24 protein-coding genes and 1 pseudogene are annotated in these 26,313 nt (G+C 38.2%); 6 read left to right on the top strand and 19 right to left on the bottom strand.

Features of this window, described 5'->3' with window-relative positions:
- Positions 1 to 3: 3 nt before the first annotated feature.
- Entirely contained in the window at positions 4 to 942 is a 939-nt protein-coding gene (gene rfaD, locus PSE69_RS10275; RefSeq protein WP_004924289.1) for an ADP-glyceromanno-heptose 6-epimerase, read from the bottom strand.
- A 231-nt stretch (positions 943 to 1,173) separates the two neighbouring features.
- Between rfaD and PSE69_RS10270 the strand changes: the two genes are divergently transcribed.
- A complete protein-coding gene (locus tag PSE69_RS10270) occupies positions 1,174 to 2,370 on the top strand; it encodes a glycine C-acetyltransferase (protein WP_004924294.1) in 1,197 nt (398 codons plus the stop codon).
- Between the two features lie 23 nt (positions 2,371 to 2,393).
- Positions 2,394 to 3,419, top strand: a complete 1,026-nt coding sequence (tdh, locus tag PSE69_RS10265) for an L-threonine 3-dehydrogenase (protein WP_036942514.1) — start codon at positions 2,394 to 2,396, stop codon at positions 3,417 to 3,419.
- Between the two features lie 75 nt (positions 3,420 to 3,494).
- Here the strand turns inward: tdh and PSE69_RS10260 are convergent, their stop codons facing one another.
- Together PSE69_RS10260 and envC are read right to left on the bottom strand one after the other, a co-directional pair.
- Positions 3,495 to 4,454, bottom strand: a complete 960-nt coding sequence (locus PSE69_RS10260; RefSeq protein WP_154610460.1) for a divergent polysaccharide deacetylase family protein — start codon at positions 4,452 to 4,454, stop codon at positions 3,495 to 3,497.
- Positions 4,455 to 4,480: 26 nt separating this feature from the next.
- On the bottom strand, positions 4,481 to 5,773 hold the full coding sequence (envC, locus tag PSE69_RS10255) for a murein hydrolase activator EnvC (protein ID WP_154610458.1): 1,293 nt from the start codon (positions 5,771 to 5,773) through the stop codon (positions 4,481 to 4,483).
- Positions 5,774 to 6,268: 495 nt separating this feature from the next.
- Here envC and PSE69_RS10250 point away from each other — a divergent pair, with 495 nt between their 5' ends.
- The 4 genes from PSE69_RS10250 to cysE all read left to right on the top strand — a co-directional run bounded on the left by PSE69_RS10250 (position 6,269) and on the right by cysE (position 9,172).
- Positions 6,269 to 6,706, top strand: coding sequence for a rhodanese-like domain-containing protein (locus tag PSE69_RS10250; RefSeq protein ID WP_004924305.1), 438 nt, complete (start codon positions 6,269 to 6,271; stop codon positions 6,704 to 6,706).
- Positions 6,707 to 6,822: 116 nt separating this feature from the next.
- Entirely contained in the window at positions 6,823 to 7,299 is a 477-nt protein-coding gene (secB, locus tag PSE69_RS10245) for a protein-export chaperone SecB (protein ID WP_014657213.1), read from the top strand.
- Positions 7,299 to 8,327: an NAD(P)H-dependent glycerol-3-phosphate dehydrogenase gene (gpsA, locus tag PSE69_RS10240; RefSeq protein ID WP_004924313.1), complete on the top strand. Its 1,029-nt coding sequence runs from the start codon at positions 7,299 to 7,301 to the stop codon at positions 8,325 to 8,327. Before secB ends, gpsA begins: the two co-directional genes overlap by 1 nt.
- Positions 8,328 to 8,350: 23 nt before the next feature.
- Entirely contained in the window at positions 8,351 to 9,172 is an 822-nt protein-coding gene (gene cysE / locus PSE69_RS10235; protein ID WP_004924317.1) for a serine O-acetyltransferase, read from the top strand.
- Positions 9,173 to 9,280: 108 nt separating this feature from the next.
- Here cysE and PSE69_RS10230 read toward each other — a convergent pair.
- The 16 genes and pseudogenes from PSE69_RS10230 to PSE69_RS10155 all read right to left on the bottom strand — a co-directional run.
- Positions 9,281 to 9,516: pseudogene (locus PSE69_RS10230) on the bottom strand (Txe/YoeB family addiction module toxin); the annotation flags it as partial.
- Between the two features lie 75 nt (positions 9,517 to 9,591).
- Positions 9,592 to 9,780, bottom strand: a complete 189-nt coding sequence (locus PSE69_RS10225) for a type II toxin-antitoxin system Phd/YefM family antitoxin (RefSeq protein WP_426207048.1) — start codon at positions 9,778 to 9,780, stop codon at positions 9,592 to 9,594.
- 80 nt (positions 9,781 to 9,860) lie between these two features.
- A complete protein-coding gene (gene trmL, locus PSE69_RS10220; protein WP_014657216.1) occupies positions 9,861 to 10,364 on the bottom strand; it encodes a tRNA (uridine(34)/cytosine(34)/5-carboxymethylaminomethyluridine(34)-2'-O)-methyltransferase TrmL in 504 nt (167 codons plus the stop codon).
- A gap of 152 nt (positions 10,365 to 10,516) precedes the next feature.
- Positions 10,517 to 11,545 carry a UDP-glucose 4-epimerase GalE gene (gene galE, locus PSE69_RS10215; RefSeq protein ID WP_076914812.1) on the bottom strand — a complete coding sequence of 343 codons (1,029 nt, stop codon included), beginning with the start codon at positions 11,543 to 11,545 and terminating at the stop codon, positions 10,517 to 10,519.
- 17 nt (positions 11,546 to 11,562) lie between these two features.
- Positions 11,563 to 13,641: a polysaccharide biosynthesis tyrosine autokinase gene (locus PSE69_RS10210; protein ID WP_272675219.1), complete on the bottom strand. Its 2,079-nt coding sequence runs from the start codon at positions 13,639 to 13,641 to the stop codon at positions 11,563 to 11,565.
- Between the two features lie 33 nt (positions 13,642 to 13,674).
- Entirely contained in the window at positions 13,675 to 14,103 is a 429-nt protein-coding gene (locus tag PSE69_RS10205) for an arsenate reductase/protein-tyrosine-phosphatase family protein (protein ID WP_004924339.1), read from the bottom strand.
- Positions 14,104 to 14,108: 5 nt separating this feature from the next.
- Positions 14,109 to 15,254 carry a polysaccharide export protein gene (locus PSE69_RS10200; protein ID WP_154610455.1) on the bottom strand — a complete coding sequence of 382 codons (1,146 nt, stop codon included), beginning with the start codon at positions 15,252 to 15,254 and terminating at the stop codon, positions 14,109 to 14,111.
- Between the two features lie 25 nt (positions 15,255 to 15,279).
- A complete protein-coding gene (locus PSE69_RS10195) occupies positions 15,280 to 16,107 on the bottom strand; it encodes a glycosyltransferase (protein ID WP_154610453.1) in 828 nt (275 codons plus the stop codon).
- Between the two features lie 150 nt (positions 16,108 to 16,257).
- Positions 16,258 to 17,172: a glycosyltransferase family 2 protein gene (locus tag PSE69_RS10190; protein ID WP_154610451.1), complete on the bottom strand. Its 915-nt coding sequence runs from the start codon at positions 17,170 to 17,172 to the stop codon at positions 16,258 to 16,260.
- Complete coding sequence (locus PSE69_RS10185) at positions 17,162 to 17,908, bottom strand: glycosyltransferase family 25 protein (protein ID WP_154610450.1); 747 nt, start codon at positions 17,906 to 17,908, stop codon at positions 17,162 to 17,164. The genes PSE69_RS10190 and PSE69_RS10185 overlap by 11 nt, the downstream gene beginning before the upstream one ends.
- Positions 17,905 to 19,047, bottom strand: a complete 1,143-nt coding sequence (locus PSE69_RS10180; RefSeq protein WP_154610449.1) for a hypothetical protein — start codon at positions 19,045 to 19,047, stop codon at positions 17,905 to 17,907. Before PSE69_RS10180 ends, PSE69_RS10185 begins: the two co-directional genes overlap by 4 nt.
- A gap of 262 nt (positions 19,048 to 19,309) precedes the next feature.
- Positions 19,310 to 20,299 carry a glycosyltransferase family 2 protein gene (locus PSE69_RS10175; RefSeq protein WP_154610448.1) on the bottom strand — a complete coding sequence of 330 codons (990 nt, stop codon included), beginning with the start codon at positions 20,297 to 20,299 and terminating at the stop codon, positions 19,310 to 19,312.
- Positions 20,300 to 20,301: 2 nt separating this feature from the next.
- A complete protein-coding gene (locus PSE69_RS10170) occupies positions 20,302 to 21,411 on the bottom strand; it encodes a polysaccharide pyruvyl transferase family protein (protein WP_154610446.1) in 1,110 nt (369 codons plus the stop codon).
- Between the two features lie 3 nt (positions 21,412 to 21,414).
- Positions 21,415 to 23,163: a thiamine pyrophosphate-binding protein gene (locus tag PSE69_RS10165; RefSeq protein ID WP_154610444.1), complete on the bottom strand. Its 1,749-nt coding sequence runs from the start codon at positions 23,161 to 23,163 to the stop codon at positions 21,415 to 21,417.
- The gene (locus tag PSE69_RS10160; protein WP_104873141.1) at positions 23,160 to 24,242 is read right to left on the bottom strand and encodes an NAD-dependent epimerase/dehydratase family protein; all 1,083 of its coding nucleotides are present in this window, start codon (positions 24,240 to 24,242) and stop codon (positions 23,160 to 23,162) included. Before PSE69_RS10160 ends, PSE69_RS10165 begins: the two co-directional genes overlap by 4 nt.
- Positions 24,239 to 25,810 carry a lipopolysaccharide biosynthesis protein gene (locus tag PSE69_RS10155; RefSeq protein WP_230088987.1) on the bottom strand — a complete coding sequence of 524 codons (1,572 nt, stop codon included), beginning with the start codon at positions 25,808 to 25,810 and terminating at the stop codon, positions 24,239 to 24,241. Before PSE69_RS10155 ends, PSE69_RS10160 begins: the two co-directional genes overlap by 4 nt.
- Positions 25,811 to 26,313: the final 503 nt, after the last annotated feature.

The following is a 26,313-nucleotide window of genomic DNA, read 5'->3' as shown; positions in this document are numbered from 1 at the left end:
GTATTAATCTTCTTTATTCAGCCATTGCATATATTCAGCTACGCCTTCGGCAACTGTTTTAAAAGGTGCCTTATAGCCAGCCGTACGTAATTTTGTCATGTCTGCTTGTGTGAAGCTTTGATAGCGCCCTTTTAGTTTCTCAGGGAATTCAATGTATTCAACAGAAACATTTTTATCACTGTGGAATTGTGTCACTGCATCGGCGACGGCTTGGAATGACTCGGCACGGCCTGTACCACAGTTAAAGATCCCTGAAATATTGTTCTGCCAGAACCATAAATTGACTGCGGCAACATCGCCGACATAAATAAAGTCACGGCGGAAGTTTTCACTGCCTTCAAATAGCTTGGGTTGTTGGCCTTCATTAATTTGCTTATTCAGATGGTAAGCGACACTTGCCATGCTGCCTTTATGACCCTCACGAGGACCATATACGTTGAAGTAACGGAAACCACAAATTTGCGACTGTGCTTCTGGCAAAATTTCGCGAACGTACTGGTCAAAGAGGAATTTCGAATAGCCATACACGTTGAGTGGCTTTTCGAACTGGCGATCTTCAATAAAATTATCACTACGACCACCGTATGTTGCCGCTGAAGAGGCATAGAGGAATGGGATTTCGCGCTCTAAGCAAAAATGCAGTAACTCTTTCGAATACTGATAGTTATTATCCATCATGTACTTGCCATCCCATTCAGTTGTGGATGAGCAAGCACCTTCATGGAATACCGCATCGACATCACCAAAATCATCACCGGCGATAATACTCGCAATAAAATCTTCTTTATCAATGTAATCAGCAATATCGAGGTCAACAAGGTTGGCAAACTTAGTACCGTCTTTCAGATTATCGACAACGAGAATATCTGTACGACCAGCATCATTTAATGCTTTGACAATGTTGCTACCAATAAAACCAGCTCCGCCAGTGACAATGATCATCGGGCATACCTCAAATGGGTTAAGAACAAAAAGGATACGAATTGTTTTTCATAATAGCATTTCTGCGCGCTGACGACACCATAACTGGCAGACAAACATTCTAGAGGCTACATTTTTATAGGGGAATGATCGTGATCTTGGCTGCAAACTTAATTTATTTATGCTGCATCAGTCGATAGTTTTAGTATCTATTATTAAACTCTAAAAATCGTCACATAACAGGAATAAATCATGTCAGAACTATTTTATCAGCAGATTAAAGAGCAGTTAGCCCAAACAGAGGCTGCTGGTTTGTTTAAGCATGAGCGGATAATTACTTCCTCGCAAGATGCAGATATTGAAATTGTTGGTAATAAGCGAGTTGTTAATTTTTGTGCCAACAATTACTTGGGATTAGCAAATCACCCAGATTTGATTGAAGCCGCGAAGCAGGGTATGGATAGTCACGGTTTTGGTATGGCTTCTGTCCGTTTTATTTGTGGAACACAAGATAGCCATAAACAACTCGAAAAGAAATTGGCTGATTTTTTAGGTATGGAGGACGCCATACTCTATTCCTCTTGTTTTGATGCGAATGGGGGATTATTTGAAACCTTGCTAGGCCCCGAAGACGCGGTCATTTCAGATGCGTTAAACCATGCTTCCATCATCGATGGAATACGCCTTTGTAAAGCTAAACGGTATCGTTATGCAAATAATGATATGGCAGAGCTTAGGGCTTGTCTCGAAGAGGCTAAAGCCGCAGGTGCACGCCACATTTTGATTGCGACGGATGGTGTCTTCTCAATGGATGGTGTTATTGCCAATTTGAAAGCGGTTTGTGACCTAGCAGATGAATTCCAAGCATTAGTGATGGTTGATGATTCTCATGCGGTTGGTTTTGTTGGTAAAAATGGCCGCGGCACCCATGAATATTGTGATGTGATGGGGCGAGTAGACATTATTACAGGAACACTGGGTAAAGCGCTTGGTGGGGCTTCAGGCGGTTATACGGCGGCAAAAAAAGAAGTCGTCGAGTGGTTACGTCAACGCTCTCGTCCTTACTTATTTTCCAACTCATTAGCCCCCGCTATCGTTGCGGCCTCGATTAAAGTCATCGATATGATGAGTGAGGGGGATGCGCTACGTGAGCGGTTATGGCGTAATGCCGCGCTATTTCGTGAAAAGATGTCTGCGGCAGGCTTCACTCTCGCTGGCGCCGATCATGCCATTATTCCCGTTATGTTAGGGGATGCGGCGCTTGCTCAAGTTTTTGCAAATGAATTACTAGAAGAAGGTATTTATGTAACGGGTTTCTTCTACCCTGTTGTTCCTCAAGGACAAGCGCGTATTCGTACACAAATGTCGGCGGCACATACGGAAGAAGATATTTTACGCGTTGTAGACGCATTCACCCGCATAGGCAAAAAACTGAAAGTCATTTCCTAATGATAATAATATAAGGCCGTTCTATGAAAGCACTGTCTAAATTAAAAGCAGAACCAGGTATATGGATGACAGAAGTTCCAAAACCGGAACTAGGGCACAATGATGTGATGATAAAAATCCGTAAAACTGCCATTTGTGGTACGGATGTTCATATCTATAACTGGGATGAATGGTCACAAAAAACCATTCCTGTTCCAATGGTTGTGGGCCATGAATATATTGGGGAAATTGTTGAGATAGGACAGGAAGTCAAAGGCTTTAAAATCGGTGATCGTGTTTCCGGTGAGGGGCATATTACATGCGGTCACTGTCGCAACTGTCGTGGGGGACGCACGCATTTATGCCGTAACACGATTGGCGTGGGGGTAAATCGCCCCGGCTGTTTTGCACAATACCTTGTGTTGCCTGCATTTAATGCGTTTAAAATCCCCGATAATATTCCAGATGAAATTGCTGCTATCTTTGACCCATTTGGTAACGCGGTTCATACTGCGCTCTCTTTTGATCTTGTTGGTGAAGATGTTTTAGTTTCAGGAGCAGGGCCTATCGGTATTATGGCTGCCGCGGTGTGCCGACATGTGGGGGCTCGTCACGTTGTTATCACTGATATCAATGACTATCGATTAGAGCTAGCTAAAAAAATGGGTGTCACTCGCGCGGTGAATGTGGGGCGTGAAAATCTAAAAGATGTGATGAAAGAGCTTGGCATGCAAGAAGGCTTTGATGTGGCTTTAGAGGTATCTGGCTCTCCTGCGGCTTTTCACTCTATGCTAGACACGATGAACCACGGCGGTCGCATTGCTTTATTGGGGATCCCATCTTCAGAAATGGCGATTGATTGGAGTAAAGTGATTTTTAAAGGCCTATTTATCAAAGGTATTTATGGCCGAGAGATGTTTGAAACTTGGTATAAAATGGCGACCTTGATCCAATCTGGGTTAGATCTTTCACCAATAATCACCCATCAATTTTCTATCGATGATTTCCAAAAGGGCTTTGACGTGATGCGTTCAGGGCAGTCAGGAAAAGTGATATTAAATTGGGATTAGTCGGTGGTATTCCAGTTGCCGAATTTGTGCGGCAACTGGAAAACAGTGTTAGGGTTTTTGTTGTGTAAAGAGCGGCTATTTTGGGGCAGATAATAGCGGCCGTAGCGTCTTATCTTGATAAATTGATTCAACCACAAACATCAGAAAATCAATCCCTTCTAGCGACGTATTTTCTGGCACTGTAAACTCACATACCCCGAGCCTAACTGGCTCCAGCGCCGTATCTTTAGGGTTGACTGTAGAAGGCGTGGGCTGTTTATTCGGCGTTTCAGGCTGCATTTGTAACGGTTTTTGGTCTGTGGGTTGCGAACTTCCTTGTAATAAGGCGCTTACCGAGACAAGTTCTATATCTGCAGGGAGTTGCGGCAAGTATTTCTGTAAAGCACGAACGGTCGAAGGGTGTGGATGACCTATCGCAATCGCATTGCCATGTTTACGTGCATAGGCGACCGCTTTATTAAGTTGAACGCGAGTTTCTTCCTCTGATTGATGGTTATCAAGGAAGATATGGCGGCGTACAACGGGAACACCAAATTCATTTGCGGCTTTTACGGCCTGCGTATTTCCGATGGTCACGCTATCTAAAAAGAAAAAGTTCGCCTTAGACAGTGAGTTCATGACATGGCGCATACCTGAAAGACTAGAGGTCATTTCACTGCCCATATGATTATTCATGCCTTTGGCATAAGGCACTTGGCTAATGGCTCGTTTGATAATACGGTCAATTTCTTCGGCGCTCATGGTTGGTGAAAGGGTGTTTTTTTCGAGTGGTTGCTTGCTAAGGGGTTTCATCGGCATGTGAATGATAACCTCTCGCCCTTGCTGATGGGCTTTATTGGCAACAAGCTGACCATGAGGTGAATCAGGCAAGATAGCAATCGTGATTGGCGTCGGCAGCGCCAATATTTGGTTATCTTCTTTCGTGCGATAGCCAAAGTCATCAATGACTATCGCTAATTTTGCTGCACTAGCCTGAAGGCTCATCATCAAAAGAGATAAACCGATGAGTCGCATAAAAGGCCGGCGTTTTGACATAATTATATTCCTAACTATTTATTTGGCTATCTACCTAGCCAAGGGCGAGGGTTGACCGTTTTACCCTGCCGACGAATTTCGAAGTACAGTGCTGGTCGCTCTTGCCCACCACTACTTCCCACAAGGGCGATAGGTTGCCCAGCGCGAACTTCTTGCCCAACATTGACGAGAGCACTTTGGTTATAGCCATATAAGCTCATATCGCCTTTACCATGTTCAACCACGACGACGAGGCCATAACCTTGTAGCCAGTCAGCAAGTAGTACACGGCCATCGGCAATGGCTTTGACTTGTGTGCCTTCGTTAGCGCCGATAACCATACCTTTCCAGCGTAGCTCACCTGAAATTGCCTCACCATAATTGTGCAGGGTCTGTCCGCGAACTGGCCATAGTGCTTGCCCCGCAGGGCGGCCTAAGCCGCCGGTACGAGACATGAGTGAACGCTCACTCTCTGAAGGTTTATAAGTCGAGCCTTTTTGTTTGGCTTTACGCTCTTTTTCGGCCACCTCAGCACGAATACGTGCGGCTTCACGTGCTTCACGCTCCGCTCTGGCTTTCGCCTCACGTTCAGCACGCGCGATCTTATCTCGCAACCTAGATTCATTTTGTTTCATGATGGCAAGATTTTTTTGATCTTCTTTAAGCGTACTTTCAAGGGCCGCAAGAGTTTGCTTACGTGCTGCCTGAGCCTTATCGAGTTTACGTTTTTCTTGCTGTTGGCGAGCTAAAGCTGTTTTTTGTTCCGCTTGTTTTTGCTGCTCAAGCTGTTTTTGCTGATTTAGCTCAAGGGTGGTGGCCTCAAGCTGTTTAATATTTTTTTCGCGCGCTTGATTGAGGTAGCTGTAATAGGCGAGGATACGCTCTTCCCGTTGGCCTTCTTCACCTTTTAAAAACAGTGATAGGCCTTGGTGCTTACCTAATCGAAAGGCTGCGTCAAGTTGCTCGGCAAGTAACTTTTCGTGCTCGGCTTTTTGCTTTTGCAATCGGTTAATATTGCTGCTTAATGAGGAAATCTCTTTATCTAATTGCTTAAGTTGAGATTGTGTCTCATGTAGCTCACGCCCTGCCGCAGAAATGTTTTTCTCTTGCTGTTGGAGTTGATTCAGCAATGATGCCCGTTTGGCTTGCTGGTTTTTGACGCTTTTTTCTTTTTCAGCGATATTTTGCAGCAAATTTTGGAGCTGATCTTTATTTTCGGTGATCTGATTGGCCGCCAATACCTGATTAGGCACCAGAGAGATTAATCCACAAACGAACAGGGTTGAAGCAATAGCCTGACGAATAGCTGCTTTTTTCATCCGGTTATGTGTATTGGCCATTCTGATAGAAAACCTCGAATAAATGCGATAGCTGATTATTTCATCTGATAGCGTGAGTTACCAGCACCCTATTCTGAATATTGCAACAAATCGCGCCGAACCAAACGCGTTTTATGACCTGATGAAAACTAAATTATCTTGTAATAATTAGCATATCATCATTTGTCATCCTATTGATTGTATAGTGTATCGCGCCATTTTGTAGCATTAAATCAAATATTTTCAGTGCTCGTTAGTGCCTCTGTGTCTTTTTCCACCACACAGAATGCTTGATTTTAACAGTGCAATTTTTTGTCACGCTTTGTGCTTATGGTAAAATGGTTCGTCTATATTGATAAATAAACGCTATTTTGTTGGGATTAGAGACCATTTCTGCGGAGTGTTTCGCAAAAAAAACAATGTAGTTTGCGCTAACTGGCTGTAATTAGCTCAACACAAAGGTATACTCTGAACCCTTTGGTATTCGTTTTTAACTAACGGGAGTGATTGCCCCCCATGATGCAAGAAATCATGCAATTCGTCAGCCGGAACATGTTATTGAGTCTGGTTTGGATCGCACTATTTGTCGCGGTGGTCGTAATGACCTTTAAAGGTTTGTTCTCTAAATCAAAAGTGATCACTCGCGCGCAGGCGATTGCTCTGATTAATAAAGAAGAGGCAGTCGTTGTGGATTTACGTACTCGTGACGACTTCCGCAAAGGGCACATTATTGATTCTATCAACTTAACGCCATCTGAAATTAAAGACAATAATTTAGGTGAGCTAGATAAACACAAACAGAAACCCGTTATTGTGGTCTCTGCAAGTGGTATGGAATCAGGTAAACCGGCTGAGCACCTCGTCCAGCACGGTTTTGAAAAAGTCTTTATCTTAAAAGAAGGGATTGCTGGCTGGTCAGGTGAAAACCTGCCGTTGGCTCGTGGTAAGAAATAATTTATCCGGCGTGTAAATTGTCATATATCCAATGATGCTCATTTGAGACAGGTTAGTTTGAACATCGGCGGGTCTATACAGTCAAATTCATATGGAAGTTAAAAGGTATTAAAACTATGTCAGAACAAAACAACTCAGAAATGGTATTCCAGATCCAACGTATCTATACAAAAGATGTTTCATTTGAAGCACCGAATGCACCACATATTTTCCAGCATGAGTGGCAGCCAGAAATCAAACTGGATTTGGATACTTCTTCTACTCAATTGACTGAAGGTGTTTATGAAGTTGTTTTGCGTGTTACCACAACAGCAAAACTGGGTGAAGAAACTGCATTCCTGTGTGAAGTTCAACAAGCCGGTGTATTCTCAATCGAAGGTATTGAAGGCACGCAAATGGCACATTGCTTAGGTGCATACTGCCCTAACATTCTGTTCCCATATGCACGTGAAGCAATCACTAGCATGGTGAGCCGTGGTACATTCCCTCAACTGAACCTTGCGCCAGTTAACTTTGATGCACTGTTTATGAATTATTTGCAACAGCAGCAAGGTGAATCAGCGCCAGATACAGAAGCTCAACAGGACGCTTAATGAAAACTGCTTCAATGACAGTCATCGGTGCCGGATCTTACGGCACCGCTTTAGCCATTACGTTAGCTCGTAATGGTCATCAGGTTGTGCTGTGGGGGCATGATCCTCAGCATATCCATACATTACAACAAGAACGTAGCAATCAGGCATTTTTGCCTGGCGTTTCTTTCCCTGATAGTTTATCTCTCGAAGCGGACCTCAAACGTGCCGTGGAAGCGAGTCCGAATATCTTGATCGTAGTACCAAGCCACGTTTTTGGTGATGTACTCAAGCAAATTCAACCTCATCTCCAAGCCAATTCTCGTGTTATTTGGGCGACTAAAGGCTTAGAAAGAGATACAGGACGCTTATTACAAGATGTGGCACGTGAAGTATTAGGCAATGAAATTCCACTCGCGGTGCTATCTGGCCCTACGTTTGCCAAAGAGCTGGCGGCGGGGATGCCGACGGCAATTTCGGTTGCGGCAACCGACAGCCAATTTGGCGATGAACTGCAACAACTTTTCCATTGCGGTAAGAGTTTCCGTGTGTACAAAAACCCTGATATGGTCGGCGTACAGCTTGGCGGAGCCGTGAAGAACGTCATTGCGATTGGCGCGGGTATTTCTGATGGTATGGGGTTTGGCGCGAATGCGCGTACCGCATTAATTACCCGTGGCCTTGCCGAAATGAGCCGGTTAGGTGCGGCATTAGGTGCTGATCCTGCCACCTTTATGGGTATGGCGGGGTTAGGTGACTTAGTGTTAACCTGTACTGATAACCAATCACGTAACCGCCGTTTTGGTATGATGCTCGGCGATGGGGTGAGTGTCAGTGAAGCCGAAAAAGAGATTGGCCAAGTAGTGGAAGGCTATCGCAATACTAAAGAAGTGAAAGCGCTTGCTGAGCGTACCGGTGTTGAGATGCCTATCACGGAGCAAATTTATCAAATCCTCTATTGCCATAAAAATGTGTTAGAGGCTGCACAGGCTCTATTAGGGCGTGCAACAAAAGATGAAATTGCTTATACGCCGACGTCGAAAGATTAAAGTTAAAAGATAAGTGAGTCATTATGTCGCGAGAAGAATTGGATAGGATCTGGGGGTTTATTAAAGAGGAAGCAAAATCGCTTGCTGATTGTGAACCGCTACTAGCCAGTTTTTTTAATGCAACACTGCTAAAGCATGACAACTTAGGCAGTGCGCTCAGCTATATGTTAGCAAACAAGCTAAGCTCTCCCATTATGCCTGCGATGGAAGTGAGGGAGATTGTTGAAGAAGCGTATCGTAATGATGAGCAGATGATCTTTTCAGCTGCAATGGATTTATCCGCCGTGCGTCTACGTGACCCCGCGGTGGATAAATACTCTACGCCACTCCTCTACCTTAAAGGGTTCCATGCATTGCAAGGTTACCGTATTGGGCATTGGCTATGGAAAGAGGGGCGCCAAGCGCTTGCGGTTTACCTGCAAAATCAAATATCAGTCACTTTTGCAGTGGATATTCACCCTGCTGCTCGTATTGGTTGTGGCATTATGCTGGACCATGCCACGGGCATTGTGATTGGTGAAACTGCCGTTGTTGAGAACGATGTTTCTATTCTTCAATCCGTGACTTTAGGCGGTACAGGCAAAACCTGTGGTGACCGTCACCCTAAAGTACGAGAAGGCGTGATGATCGGCGCTGGCGCGAAGATTCTTGGTAATATTGAGATAGGTCGTGGCGCAAAAATTGGTGCTGGCTCGGTTGTTCTTCACCCTGTTCCCCCTCATACAACCGTCGCGGGTGTACCTGCTCGGGTGGTTGGCAAGCCAAATAGTGATAAACCATCATTTGAGATGGATCAGAACTTTAATGGTTCGATTTATGGTTTTGAAGATGGCGATGGGATTTGAGAAGAGTCATTATTTTATCTGAGCTGAAACTGCTAAAAGATATGGATGAATATACTAGCCATACAGATGAGTTATTTCATGTTACTGTATCACAATTTATTGAACCTTTTAATAATAACGACAAGCAATAATAGTTAAACCCTCATCGTCTATTGAATAAATGAGCCTATTTGTTTCATCTATTCGTCTAGACCAGAAGCCAGCTAAGTTTTCTTTTAGTGGTTCTGGTTTTCCTATCCCATAAAAGGGGGTTCTTTTAGTATCGTCAATAAGCTTATTAATGCGTTTGAGCGTTTTTTGTCTTGGGTTTGCCAGTATAGATAGTCTTCCCATCCTTGGTCAGTTCATATTAAAAATCTACTCATTTATAAGCTTTCTTTTCTTTACTTTTCCGGCTTTAAATTGAGCGATTGATTTATTTAAATGTTCGGCATTTGCTGGTGAGCGTAATAAATCGTTTCCATTAGGCTATTGTAATACTCTAAAGACATAACTACAGCATCCTCTGAGTCACGACAAGTGATGATAGTAGTATCTGCATCATCAACAACGCTATCTAATACCGATTTTAGATTATTTCTAGCATCACTAAATGAAATTGTTTTCATTTACCCTCCTATACTTGTACTTTATTCTGTACAGGTATAATGGCGTTATAAGGACAGTTCAAGCATGCATGGCTGCTAAATCAGTCGCGTAATAATGCTCCTGCGTAACCCAACTGCCTCCATGCCTCGAACACCACCACTGCAACAGAGTTGGATAGGTTCATACTGCGACTATCTGCCAACATAGGGATACGAATCTTTTGTTCAATTGGCATATTGTCGAGTACGTAAGGGGGTAATCCCCGCGTTTCTGGACCAAACATTAAATAATCATCTTGCCGATAGCTTACATTACTGTGGCTTGGCTTACCTTTGGTGGTTAAAGCAAAAACGCGAGCACCGCTAGCAGATTGGTTATTATCAGGACTTAAGCCTTCGCTATCTAAAAAAGCATAATAGTCATGATGGTGTTTGATATCGGCGAATTCACTGTAATCTAAGCCTGCACGGCGTAGTCGCTTATCATCCCAAGTAAAGCCTAGCGGATGGATAAGGTGCAAACTAAATCCGGTATTGGCACAAAGGCGAATAATATTGCCCGTATTTGGCGGGATCTCTGGTTCGAATAAAACAATATGTGGCATAACGAATGGTTGTATTAAACAGTCAAGTTAGATGGAACAATGAGGAAGGATTTTACGCGCAAATGGTACAAGTTGCATGTAGTTGTTGAAGCTAAATAAAAAAGCGGGTTCGATAAGGAACCCGCTGTTAAGTGAAGGATCTCAATTAAAGGCTATTGCTGCTTATAGCCGTTAGGGTTTTGAGATTGCCAACGCCAGCTATCATTAACCATATCTTGTACTGAATATTGTGCTTTCCATCCTAAATCATTAAAGGCCTTTTTAGGGCTAGACCAACATTCAGCGATATCGCCAGGGCGGCGCTCAACAATTTTATACGGGATAGGTTTACCTGATGCTTTTTCAAAAGCAGCAATCATCTCTAATACACTCGTTCCTTTACCCGTACCTAGGTTATAGATATGTAGGCCTGCTTGATGGCTGACATTGTTTAATGCTGCAATATGACCGCTAGCTAAATCCATAACATGGATATAATCACGTACGCCAGTACCATCTGGAGTTGGGTAATCAGAGCCAAATACCATGACTTCTTTATGACGACCAACTGCTACTTGAGCGATATAAGGTGTTAGGTTATTTGGAATACCCTGTGGGTCTTCACCAATTAAACCTGATTGGTGGGCGCCAACGGGATTAAAGTAGCGTAGTAAAGTAACCGACCAATCGTTATGTGCAATATGCAGATCAGCAAGAATACGCTCAACCATATATTTACTGGTGCCATACGGGTTGGTAGTACCACCGACTTTAGAGTTTTCGGTTAATGGTACTTCTTCTGGATCACCATACACAGTGGCTGATGAGCTAAAAATTAAGCTTTTGACGCCCGCTTTTTGCATACTGGCAAGTAATACTAACGTGCCATTGACGTTATTATCATAATACTCAATCGGTTTTTGAACGGATTCACCAACCGCTTTTAACCCAGCAAAGTGGATCACCGATGTGATTTGGTGCTCAGCAAAAATCGTATCCAGAATAGCGTTATCACGTACATCACCGGCATAGAAGACAGGTTTTTTACCTGTGATGGTTTCAATGCGGTTGAGTACTTCTGGGTTGGCATTACATAAATTATCTAAAATAATTGGCTGCATGCCTTGTTCAATCATCTGCACACAGGTATGGCTACCAATGTAGCCAAGACCGCCTGTGACTAAGACCTTTGTATGATTCATTTTAAATTCCTGTACGACTAGTACTCATAGACATAGTTATAGTCGTCTGATTTCGCATCGATACCATTGAGGATCACGCCTGTGATTTCGATATCGTTTTGTTTAAAGCGTTTTAGCGATAGCTCAATATCTTTCACCGTATTGACACCATAGTAGGCAATAAGCAGTGAGGTGCCGACGTACTTACCGATAATCGCGGAGTCAGTGATTGCTAAGATTGGGGCGGTATCGATAACCACGATATCATATTGCCCTTTCACCGTGTCGAGCAGGTGTTTAAAACGCTCTCCCATCAGTAACTCAGAAGAGTGAGTGACATTTTTACCATGGCAGATCACATCTAGGTTTTCAATCACACCACTGTGGATGGCCGGTTGCGTAATGTCCTGCTGAGCCAAATATTCGGATAACCCCGTTTTATTGCTTAAACCAAAGGCTTTATGAATACGACCTTTACGTAAGTCGGTATCAATTAAGAGGACTTTTTTACCCGCATTAGCTAATACAACCGCCATATTAGAGGTAACAAAGCTTTTACCTACGCCCGGTGATGCACTACTGATCATCACCAAGTTATTCCCTTGGTTCATCACCGAGAAGTAAACGCTGGTGCGTAGGGAACGGATGGCTTCTACTGCCGTATCGGCTGGGTTTTCCAATGCAAGTGGGCGCTGATTCCCCGCTGCGATTAATTTTTTCTCATAATTAGAGAACGGGATAGTGGCATAGACGTTAACACCCAATGCATCGATATCCTCAGTACCTTTAATCTTATTATTAAAGAACTCACGGGCGATCACATAAGCGCAACCCACAATAAAGCCAAGGATAGTGGCAAGAACGAGTATCAATGATTTTTTCGGTGCCACGGCATTAGGTTGGGATTCTGCCGAGTCAATAATGCGTACATCGGCGGTGATCCCGGAGTTTAATACGCTCAGCTCTTGCTGTTTGGCTACTAACTGATTATAGATAGCTTGTTCGGATTCCACATCACGGGTTAAACGCACTATCTGTTGCTGGGTATTAGGAAGTTTTTGGATATTTTTACTGATTTTCTCTTTTTCACGTAACAGTTTTTGACGCTTATCCAGCAATGATTGGTAAGCGGGGTGGTTACGGGTATAGAGCTGCTGGATCTCTACCTCTTTAAAGGTTAACTCATTGAGTTTCTCTTCGACTTGCAAGGCGCTATCAAGAGCCGATTTAGCTTCTAAGGACAAATCGATAGATTCATTCTTTTTACGGAAAGCATTTAATTGGTTTTCATAGTTGTCCAATTTAGTTTTTACTTTCGGTAAATATTCATCTAAGAATAATAGGGTGTTGTTGGTGACCTCTTTTTTGCGCTCGGTATTTTGATCCACATAATTTTGAATAATACTATTCAGAATTTGCACATTTTCTGCTTTATCGGCACCTTTAATTTCCAAGCTGATAATGCCAGTACCTTTACCAACCTCTGCGATCGCTAAAGTTTTTCGTAAGTTTTCGATAGTAGAATAGCGGGCGTTTTTAATGAGAGTAAATTCTTGGCCGACCTCGGCATTGATTGAAGATACCAGCAAGCTGATTTCATCTTGTTTTAGGAGTTCGCTCACTTTGCCTTCAACGGTTTGGCTATCAATATGAAGAGCATAACGGTTTTCGCCTAAATAGGTCAGGATAGCGGGTTCACCAATAAGATGTTCAGGTAAAGAATAGAGGGAAATAGCGACAGAAGCTTTGTCTCCCCAAAGCCTATCGAAAAAACCAGCCGGTGCGGTGTGGGTATCTAAATTAAGGTCTGCAACCGTTTTACCGAGCACCATCCGAGACTTAATGACCTCGATTTCGGAATCGGCTTGGCTATTACTATTAGCAAATGGCATCACATCGCTCATTTGATCTAACAATGAAACTTGGCTCATTTTATCGTATTGCAGTGTCGCATTGGCTTGATAGATTGGTGTCGCTAGAAAACTATAAGCGGCACCAATAACAATAAAAAAGAGGGTAAAAAAGCCGATTTTAAGGTAGCTGGATTTGAGTACCTTAAATAGCGCCAGCAGATCGATTTCGTCAGAGGCAGCGGAGCTGGTTTTTGTCGTGTTCATAATCAATTAACGTTAAGCCTTCAAATAGTAAAATTAAATTTTCCCTTGCCACTGTATAACGGCTTTTTCCATCAGTTGATAAACATGCTCGAACATTTCATCACTGCGTTTATGCGGATCTGGGATCTCGGTTTTATTTAGCCACTGGCCGAACAGCATGACTTTGCCACGCGTTTCAGGGAACTGTTGATGGATTCTATCAATATGGTCGTTTTCCATCACTAGGATTAAATCTGCTTCTTTACATAATTCACTGGTTAAACGACGTGATTGATGACCATCTAAAGAGAGATTGTGGTTTTGTGCAATACGGATGGCGCTATCATAAGCGGGGCGATCCTCTTTGGCGATAATGCCTGCGGAGTGTACTTTTTTATCGGGGAAATGGGCTTGTAATAGGCGCTCCCCCGTGGGGGAGCGGCATATATTCCCCATACAAACAACGAGAATATTGTTAAACATATGGATTACCAGTCATGAATACGTTTAGTACCTTCGGTTAACTGATTATAAGTTGCGATGGTTGGTAGCAATTGGGTGATTAGGCGGTTCCAACGCACAATAGGGGCGGCAGTAACATAAACTAAGTCATAAGGTTGCAGTTTAAATTCCGTTCCCATCACCATGGCAGTGGCATCGGATAAATCTAACTGATAGACCGCCGCCATTTTTTTCGGCAGTAGGGCATCCAGCTCTTTATCACCTGAGGTTTGGTTTTTAATTGGACGGATGACAAATACGCCGGTTGCATTAGCAGTATTTTGATCTGTACCGCCTGCTTTACTCAGTGCCTCAGTAATACTCATGCCAGCACGGTCAATGGTTAGGGTGTTTGGCTGACCCACTTCGCCCATCACAAACACTTTCTGCCCATCGTTACGTGGTACATATAGTACATCACCCGGTAGCATCAGATGGTTTTGGGTTAGGTCGCCATACTGAACTAATGCTTGCAGTGAGATTTTAATTTCTTTGCCATTTCGGGTGAGTACGACATTGTCCCAATCGGCTTTTTCAGTCAGACCGCCTGCATTATTAAAGGCCTCTAAAACTGTTAGCGGTACGTTAGTAATCGGTAATGTACCGGGTTTAGCCACTTCACCTGAAACATACATTTTTTGTGAGCGGAAGGCAGCAATGCTGACATCCACTTGTGGTGATTCGATATAAGTCGATAGACGGTTACTCACTAGATTACGGATTTCAGTGACCGTTTTGCCTATGACTTTCACTTTACCGATATACGGATAGTAGATAGTACCATCGGAATGCACCCAGTTACCGGAGTCCGCGGCGCTACGGTAAGAGCCGGCAGGAATGGTTAACTCAGGGTGATCCCATACCGTAATGGTTAATACATCACCTACACCAACACGGTACTCATAGGTTGCCAGTTGCTTTTCGAGGGTTGGGTTTGGTTTTGCGATAACTTGTGGGGTATACATCTCATCTAACAGTTTTGGTGAGATCGGGTAGATATCGACAAATTTAGAAATATCACGATCGCCAGTGTCGACGACATTTTTCCCCGAGGTAGACATATAGACACCAGGGGTAACAGTACAGCCAGTTAATGCTGTAAGCATTAGTGCAACAATAGAAAGGCGTTTCATAAGAGCTAAGAATCCTTTTGCAAAATTATCTTAAATGTTTATAAGCTAAGCTCATTATTTTAGGTGGCAATAAATGAAAAAAGTAACGACTGTATATTAACAGCATATTTTTAAAGCTAAACTTGTTTAGAAGAAACATATAACCTAGCCGTAAAGAGACTTCACTTTTAGCTTTAGAAAGGCCAGCTCGGCGAGTCATCGTATTTTCTTCCAGTCTATATCGTAGTAAGACATCAGGTAAATTATGAAATTTATAGTTCTTATAAAGCAGTTCTAACCAAAAAGCCATATCTTCTGTAAAGCATGTGTGAGTTGGGTATCGATTTCCTTGCTCAAAGACGCGCCTTCTAAACATGACCGAAGGATGAATAAATGGGCATCTAGTTATACTGAAATCTTCTAACTCTGAATGCTGAGAAGGTAATTTTTTTTCTACAAGAGCATAAGATGTTCCAAATTCCTCACAAGCTGTACCTAGAATATCAATTTCGGTATGGATATCCATGAACTGCTTTTGTTTTTCTAGGCGCCGTGGTAATGAAATATCATCGCTATCCATGCGAGCGATATACTCTATATGAGGATACAGAAGAACTTTATCAATTAGTGCATTAAGTGCAAATGATAATCCTCTATTATATTTGGAATGTATTAATTCAATGATATGCTGTTTGTGTAAACATTCTAGGTATTCAAATTCTTGTTTTGGAATGATACCATCAACATATATAAGTATAAGAGGGATGATATTTTCTTGCTGACAAATACTGTTGATAGCATCTTTGATGTACTCCAGTTTATCATTTTTATAAACACTCATGATTATTGCTATATTACTAGTACTTTTACTCATAAAATATACTCATAATAAATATTTCTTCGATAATCATTCATTGCGATACGTAATATAGTATCTTTCTTGAGTATTTCTCTGGTTTTTACTCGTTTCATAGTGTTCTTTCTAAAAATAAATATGGCATGTTCATTTTGAATATATTTTATTTTAACTTTTTTGTTTTAAACAACGAAATTTTATTAAAAGAACTGGTGAGATCAAGGATATAAATGATAGTAATAACGACTTGATTTTATTATCGCCATGCAAGATTGACAAAAAATAGTAAATGCTTGACTTTCTACTTAATGACATTAATTGTGCATGTGCTAACATTAAGTTTAAATTGGATTTGAATTTTTTGATATTAATATCATCATGATTGTTCATGATCCAGTAACCAGCATTTTTTATGTTTTTTACATTTTTTGAAACACTAGAATATTTCGTCACATAAAAGCAGTTTGTTAATGGCTTGTTAATGAACCCTATTCTGGTATTATCGTTTTGAATTACCCTAATAAGAAATTCATAATCTTCTATAGCCCTAAGATTATCATTGAACCCACCACTACTTATAAATAAATTTTTCTTTATTGAAAAATTAGGAGCGCCACCGATAAAATTAAATTTTTTTATCAGCTCAATAGGGTTTTCTATATTGGCAATATCACGTTGACTAGTTTCATAACTACACTTTTCATTAACCATGAAAATAATAGACTTATTATATATGAAATTATAATCATTATTTTTAATTTCATTAAAAATAATTTCTAATTTATTGTCTGCAAACTTGTCATCATCATCAAGAAAGAGAATCCACTCATTTTTGGCTAGGTTGGCTCCTATATTTCTTGCGCCAGCTGGACCTAAATTTTTTTCACAGTAATAATATTGAATTGGAAACAACTTAAATTCATTCAACCACGTGTTTTCGTTGTATTCTATACTCGAATGGTCATTAACAATAATAACCTCAAAATTTTTTATTGTTTGTGATTCAAGTTGTTTCAATGTCGATATTAGACTTTCTATTCTATTATAAGTTGGGATTATTATTGAAAATATATTATTGTCCATATATTATTTTTCTTAATTTTATTTTGTAGTTTCTTAATTTGCTATTTTTCAATTTAAATATAATATTTTCTTTTTTATGCACATTTCGTTCATTTTGAATAATACTATTATCTAAATCTATAGGGTGGGTAACACAATCACTTATATAAAAATCATTTATTATTTTATTCTTATGTAAAAAACTCCAATCATCAGCAAGGAAAAAATGTGTTTTCCTTTTTTCTACTATTTTTTTTGCTAACTCGAGGTGTATTAAATAACAACAGGTACGATATATATATTTTGAGCTAGCTATAGTTTTTTTTAACTCAATGTTATCTGAAACCATGATTTTATCTTTTTTAGATGTTACGATCATCTCTTTACTAGGCAAACCATCTTGGCCTCCTAAGATGTAAATGCTCATTTTATCAAGATTGTTTTTTTCATATGTAATAAGTTGAGATATTTTCTTATCAATAATGACATCATCTTCAAAAATAATGGCCCACTCTATCTCTTTTTTAATCATATCTTGGTATATGGCAATGTGACTATCAGCACATGCAATTTCATTTTTTCCAATACTCCGCTTATACCTTTTCGTTGATTCATTTATACTGCGAATATAATCATTGGATAATAACTTTCCTTCCACAGCATCAAAAAAAATATAATCACCAACTAAAAAATGATTATTCTGAGAAAATATACTTCTTCTTTTTGAATCTTTTAATGATAGTACATATATATTCATTTTTCATCCTTAGGATAAAATGATAGTAGAAGTAATAAAAAGAATGTAATGCCAGGATACATAAAAACATCAGCTTTAACATGACCAATACTAAAAATCAGCATGCTAGAAATAAAAAACTTTAATTTTTTTGATTGAAACCAATTTGCCGACACACGTTTAACAATGTAAATAGTTAATGTTAAACACAATGATAAATACAATATCCCACCATAGAAGATTTGACGCAGATAACCTGAATCAGTATGCATATAATATGATTTATCATCGTTTGTATATATTCCATCACCAACCAATATTTGCTTATCAGAAGGGAATATAAGCATATTGTTTATTAGGTTATCAGATGAAGAACTTTGAAGCCCTTTATCATTTATATAGTTAATTATTGGCTCTAATGCATGATATATATATATATTATCTTGAAAGTTAACGGCTATAAAATATATGGATATCGCTGCGATGAGTGAGGCTATTATTAATTTTAAATTAAAACCACTAATAAAAATTGATATCGCAGCAAATAATAGAAAACTTCTTCCAGAAATCATGCCACAAACAAAACAAAGTAATAAAGGTGTTAAATTAACCTTTTTTTCTAAGTATAAATTAAGAAAAAAATTAAAAACAAATCCAAAAAATAGACTTAATTGAAAAAATGCCATAGATGTAAATATATATAGCCTATATCCTTGTTCACTATCATAAAAGTAATCTTCTACAGTATGTACGCTAAATATAAAATCTTGGAAAGCCCCAGGAGCTAATACACATAGTATAACAACTAAAAATTGGAAATAGATTGATTTTTTTAGGTAAAGTATAAAACTGCTTTTTTGGGGGATGGCTAAGTATAAGAAATATAATAAAATAGAATAGAGCAGCATTCTTAAATACATTAAGAAAACACTAAAATCAAATGTATAGTGAACAATGGCTGGTATTAATGATACTATTAAAAAAATAGCTATAACCAGTAATAATTTTAAGTTTCTTATATTAATTGCGTTAGCTTTTCTTATGAATAAAAAGGTTAAGGTAATAATTGAACCTAGAATAAACCCTCGTAATGTTTGAAAAAACCAAGGGTCATAGACTATGAAAATAAAGGCTATAAACAGTATAAGATTGTTCAGCATAGTTAAATATTGGTTTGGTTTAAGTTGAATTTTTTAATGCTAAGCATAATGTAAAAATAACTTAATAGATATGACATGGTTCCTCACTTTGCATGTATTTATACTTACATTAAGACATAATTTTATTTAATAATCGGGGTATATATTGCAATATTAGTGAATAGTTTTATTTTTTATTAAAGAGTTATTTTTTATAATAAAAAACGTTTGTAATCTATACACACTGCATAAGGTTTTTTATATTCATATGATTCCATCTTGATTATCTTTTATTTAGATTTATTTTGACGTATGTATTGAACATTTTTAAAATGCAAGGGCTTAGAATACTAATATTTTTTGTTTTTAGAAAATATAATATTTTTAAAATCTTAGGGGCGTGTGTCGAGGTAACCAAATAATTAATTTCAGGATATAAATTCATCCCTTTATTTATATCATACAACTTACCACTAGAACGAACGATGCTTGAAACCTTCACATTTAATTTGAATAAATCGAAACTTTCTTTTACGGTGTTTAAGTAATTTCTATCAATTAAAAACCTTTCAGCTTCTTTTGTAACATTAATGATATCGGCTAAGGATTTATCTGAATACTTATATGTTAATGAATTTTGATTCGTTTTATTATAATAGTAGAGTGCTTTAGGAATGTGAGATATTTTTTTTGCATAATAAAATGATTTTAATGAAAATAAAAAGTCTTCTCCCATATCTACATTTTGGATATAGTTAATTTCATTTTCTATTACAATGGAACGCTTTATTAATTTATCCCAGTTCATATTACTGATGTTGTTTGTTAGTAAGGACTCTATATTTTGTTTTGTCGATGGAAAGCACTTTTGAGAGACAATATGATTTTTATTTTTATAGACATCTATATAATCACAAATTACAATATCTGAATTGTTTTTACAGGCTGTATCATATAGTAGTTTTAGCCAGTCTTTGTCAACCCAGTCATCACTATCACACTGAATTATATAATCACCACTTGCTATATTTATACCTTCAGCTCTAGTGGCCGCCACTCCTTTATTTCCACGAGAAATTAGAGTTACTTTGCTTTTATATATAGAGTTTTGCTTTAATATATTATTTATAATAGTGAGGGAGTTATCTGTTGAACCATCATCTATAATGATGATTTGGATGTCATTAAGAGTCTGATTTAGTAAGCTAAATAAGCTTCGTTTTATATATTTTTCAGCATTATAAACAGGTAAAATTACTGATACTTTTGGCATAGTTATTTATCACTTAAAGCTTTTTGTAAAAAATCTATAGACTTTTTTTGTTCTGCATATAGAATTTTATTTACTTTAGAATAATCAATTGGGTCCTTCACAATATTCGCATTGATATCTTTTAAGGATAGGATTAAGCGATTCTCTAATCCGAATAATTTTAGCAATGATGTAAATCTTGTCAAACCTCTATCTTTATTTCCAATAGCTATAAATGGTTTGTTAAATATTATTGAAAAAACAACACCATGGAATGAATCAGTTATAACAAACTTTGAATCATAAAAACCTTTTAGCCACTTGGATACACTAGCATAAATATTATCAATATTATTCTCTAGAAAATCGTATGGTTCTAGCTTAATTTCTTGAGTAATATGGTTGATAATTTTATTCTTTTCTTCTGATTTATCTAAGACATAAATCATAATATCAGAAGTAAAAGGTGAGGGGGGGGCATCAGTAATTAGATTATAGTAATCATTTTGGGAAAGTAATAACGTTGGATCTAAAACTTGCTCTGCTTTAATTCTCAAATGTGTATCACATAAATCTACAGCAGAGTCTTCCCTAACCCCTATTGCATCAAATTTTTTTGCTAGAAGGGAATATGTTGCAAGTTCTTCTGTGGAAAACTCATCACAATTATTTATACCAAATGATGCGGCATAAGCAATTCGCTTTGTTGTTGTATCATTTCCTAAAAAATCAAGGAAAAAAGCTGATATTCCGGGAGAGTATGCTGGCCGCCATACTTGATCACTTCCAACTATATAAGCATCAAAATTGTATTGAGAAAGTATTTTTAGTTGATTAGGATTAGTTATTTCTTGTGTCCTTTCTATATTTTTAGATATAAACTTTTCCGTATGTTGACTGATTTTCTTTTCATTCAGAGGTAATATTGAAGAAATATTTTGTTTTAAAATATACTTTCTTATGAAATTTATTGTTATTCCTTTTATTCCCCAAAGTTTAGGTTTGTATGTTTTTTTAAAATCAATAGTTATTGCTATATGACCTTGTTGTTTGAGATAGTGTTGCAATGCATAAGCTTGCAATAAACCACCATAATTATTATGCAATGGTTGAGTTAAAATTCCAATTTTCATGTTTTACCTTTTTATTATTTTTTTTACTGTATCAATACCTTTAGGACCAAGTACTTTTTTTAATGTCTGCTTTGCTTTACTTTCTGTATTGACTTCCAGTCTATGCATTATTTGAAGTGCTGCACTTTCGTCATCACCGTCAGTAAATACCTCAAATAGCATTGGCTTATCTGTAATTTCAGATTCAAGAAATCGTTGATAAACATCTTCAAATTCTTTTTTATTGCATGCAGAAAAATATTCGAAACCTAAGTTTTCGGCATAGTCTTTAATTAGAGTTCTTGATTTATTTCCATAATGTCCAGCGGCAGCTACGAATTCATCACCATCTGAACCAAAATGGGCAGCATGATGGTTATACATTCGAAACTCTGTTCCTTTCCCATTGTTTACAAGAAGGATACGTAAGTTATTTGCTGTATGGCGGTTGCCTATTGCATTGAGATCATAGAAAAAGGCAAGATCACCTATCACACCATAATAGAGTTTATTCGGATTTGCTAAGGATGCGCCAAGTAGCGTAGAGACTCCACCGTCAATTCCAAATCCACCGACATTTGAGAAAGAAGTTACGGTATTAGGAAGGTCATAGAAATTCCAAGTTCTTAAGCTATTTAAAATCCCAAAGTGGATAGCTGAACCTGATGGTATTTTCGATGCCAGCTTGGAAGCTAGCCAGATGTTGGAAAAAGGTATCTCTGGTATTTTATTTTGTACAGTTTTTAAAAAATCAGTACATTGTTGAAAATATTCATTAGTAGATGGTTGGTCTGTTTGTTCTACAAAATGCTGAAAAAATGACGTTTCTGACATCTCGAACACATAACGTAGCCTACGGAATGTATCGCGTAATTCCCCATCGGGGCTGATACGCCATACTTCATTTCCTGCCATTCCAGCTAAAGGATAATCTCCAGTTACTTCACCTATATGCAGTGTTATATCTGATTTTAGTTCTGATTTTGAATGAATTTCTTGTGCTGCTGCAAGTGAAAGTAATACACGGTTTTTACCCCTATAACCACTAGTATGATCACAAAAAACAGCAGCATTATACTTACCACAAAAATCTTCTAATGCAACTATAGCATCGTCACTCCAACTGTGGTGTGAGCCAACAATAACTGATATGCGCTTATTTGTATCAAGAATTGGTAGCTTATCAGCTAAGGTTAAGCGATTTATTACTCTACAGCTGATATTTTCTTTTTCTGTAAAGGGAAGGCTATATGTAGTTGGTAGATTAATGTGTACTGGTCCTCCTCCTCGTCGTGTTAGCTCCAAAATAGCTTGATTGACTTTGACTTCACAATCCCAAAAATCTTCTTCATCCTTAACGACAGGTAAAGTAACACTGAGATTTGCTACATCATTTGAAATAACACTGCGGTCAATCACTTGGGCAACATGATGCCCAATACGACTAATTGGTTGAGTTGAAGTAATCGCTAATACAGGTAGTTTACGATAATAAGCTTCTGTCATACCCGGTGCATAATTTCTTGAAGCTGTAGCTCCAGTACAACTGATAACGACTGGCTCACCAGTTTCAGCTGCCAAACCACAGGCCATATAAGCAGCGGAGCGTTCGTCAACGGCTGAATAAATTTTGAAAAAAGGATCTTTTTGAATACTACCAATGAGAGCATTATTTGTAGTGCCTGGAGAAGCAATTACATAGCGAATGCTATGGGCTTTGAGTAGTGAGATAACAATCAATGCATTTTTTTCTGATGTTGAGTAGAATTTCATCGCGTTAGTAACCTTCCTACCTTTGGTAGGCTTTTGAATAAACAATATTTAATTTTTGTTTTGAACCCAGATATTTCACTTAAGCATGTGCTCTCTTTTAATGCTTTATCTTTAAGAGCTTCTTCTTGCCAATTTATTGACTTGAAGGCATAGGGCTTACTACTGAGAAAGTTTTGAATACATGCCTCTAAACCTATTTGTGGTGAAATAAAGGTTGAGGTATCTATAAATTGACTAATCTTTTCATTGTTGAATACTCGGTTAAATAGCCTATCGTAAATAACCTGATATTTTCCTTTGCGCCAAGTCAAGAAATTATCTAAATCTTGTTCGACTAGATTTACTTTGAATCCATTCTTTGCTAACGCATGTAGATAAATTTCTGAGATTTGTCTCCAGCTAATACTTTGATCGGTTGTTATATGGAAAGCCTCACCTAGTGCAAGTTCGTTACCTATTAATGCACAAATACCTCTAGCAACATCTTTTCCTGCTGTAAGTGTAGTTACTTTAGCTTGAATATCTTTTGCTGTAACTATGCTACGCCCATGTAATGCACGATATAGCCAATCTTCCTTTTCAAGCACACCTAACTGTAATCGTTCGTCGTCGTATGTAATATAAGGACGAATGATTGTCCAATTTTTACTATTGCTATCAAATAAAAGATTTTCTTGTCTTGCTTTTGTTAAAGCATATTCATCAGTTTTTAAATAATCACTATCTTTTATTGTGTCGAGTAATCGTAGTGAATTTTCTGTTATTGGTTGAATAGAATCTGCATAAACACGAGCGGAACTGATAAAAATATATTGTTTTGTTGATTTTAAAAATTGAGTATAACGTTGTTGAAAAACAGGTGTAGAGTACACCATAAAATCGACGATTACGTCCCAATTCTGGCTTAACAAACTATTTAGAAATTCTTGATTATGGGCATTTCCTTGAATATAGTTAATATTATTATTTATGCCTGATCTACTGCGCGAAGTAACATAAACTTGGTTATTTTGCTTTTCCAAGAAGCGTACAAGGTGAATACCCATAGCACCCGTACCACCTAAAACTAAAATTTTCATTTTATCTCTCTAAATTTTAAAAACTTATTAGATAACACATCAATTATTTTTTTACGCCAGTGGCGATCTAATCCTAAATAGTACATAGCAAGAGTTGAAGTCGCGACAGAAAACACAATAACGACCAAGGAAGTATATAAGTTGTTTGGAAGGCTATTTGATAATAGGATACTAAGAGCGGCTGAAATGGTTAGAATGACTAGAACAGGGCCAACTACCTTTTTATAATAGGGTAAAATTGGCATAGCAATAAGATATTTAACCAGTACTAGGCGTACTTGAAACATAAAAACGTTAGCAGCTATTGCTACGAAAAAAACCCATTCAGCTGAATACCCTAGACTCAAAACCCACCACGAAACGAAAAAAATTGCAATTTGGATACTGCCTAAAGTTATTTCATACAAAGCCATTTTACCAGGGGCTCTTGCTGCTGTTGTTAGGGGCATGCTTATGGCTAATATCAATGATTCAACAATTGCTAGTTGAGTAAATAGAATGGCTTCTTGTGGTGGAGTTTTTAGCCAAAGAGTTAAAATTGTTTTCATCTCAAGCAGCATTGGCAGTGCAAATACCCACATTAGGAAAAAAGTGAGTTTAGAGCCATTAAAAATTAAGTTCATCATGTCGTTTTTTTGATTTGAAGCATAAGACTTAATGATAGGCGGATATAACCCTGTATTTAGATTATTTGAAAATACAGCTACTTGACTAGCTATGTTCAATGCAATAGCTCTAGCGGCTACAACGCTAGGGTTAAACATCTGGTTGACTAAAATGGTTACAGCTTGATTTCGAAATACAGTACTAATTTGCCCTAGTAAAGTCCAAGTTGTAAAACCTAGAATCTCTTTAAATATGGTGGTGCTCCAATAAAATTTTCTTAGTTGGCACTCAGTATATTTTCTTATGCAAATATAAATATAAGACGATGCTATTAAAGCCGATATAACAAAAAGAGATATGCCGTAGTATGCAAGTAAGTCATAGTTAACGTAATCTAAAGATATTGCGATTATTAATTTTAAAACCACATCAATCACAGAAATAAGTGCGTAAAGATGCATATCTTCGTGAGCAATTAGAATTGCTATAAAAGGTGCACTGAAAATGGAAAAAACAAAAGAGAGAGAAGTGAAATGATAGAGTTCTAATGCGGCACTAAAGCGTGTATCAGGTATTTTTAAAAACTCTTTAATGTACCAAAGACCTATAGTTTGTAACAGTGCATAAGCAAGCAAGGCAATGCTTGCATACATAATTAAATTTACACTGAAAGTTTTTTTTAATTTTGATAGGTCGTTCTGACCCATAGCAAAAGAAAAAAAACGCTGAGTGGCACTTGCCATGCTTCCCGGTAAGAATGTTAACAAAGTAACGAAGCCTGTAACAACGCTATAAATGCCATAATCTTCTATACCTAAAGCATTCAAAATCACCCGCATGGAATACAAAGTAATTAGAATAATGATGATTTGGCGTATATAAAGAGAGATTGTATTTTTAAGGATTTTTTTATTGGACATCGAAAGTAAAAACTCAATATTGGTAATAAGTAAATTTAACATTCCACCGATAAATGTCTAAACTAAATAGCTATTACCATGAAAGGGGATGGCGAATAACTGCGGAACCAATAAAGCCTGCACCACCAGTAACTAATATTTTCACTGAAAACCTTGGTATTTAATAATTTATTAAGTAAGAATAAATTTAGCTATGGTATAAATGTTTACTGCAATATTTGATCAGCCATAGCTACCGCACTGGGTTGTCGGGTCCCAGAGCACCATCGAATTCTACATTCGTGCTTATTAATTGAAAACATTACGTTTTTACGCAGTTGCTCAATTGATAAGCACGTCTTATCATTCATAGCCCTTCAAAAGGGCATGCATTTTCGCTGACTCGGTCAAGCGAAAGCGCCTAATAATATCACTAAATATAGTTGCTGACTATCGGTGTGATTGTCTTAGAGAATAGTCTTATTATTTTGCTAACTCTCTAACCTATTGTAAAGAATAGATTTATATTCTTTGGGATTCCTTTGCTGACCGTAGGCAATATTTTA

It is taken from the genome of Providencia sp. PROV122 (assembly GCF_028482365.1).
GTDB classification, from domain to species: domain Bacteria; phylum Pseudomonadota; class Gammaproteobacteria; order Enterobacterales; family Enterobacteriaceae; genus Providencia; species Providencia stuartii.
This window is presented reverse-complemented; position numbering and strand designations above follow the sequence as displayed.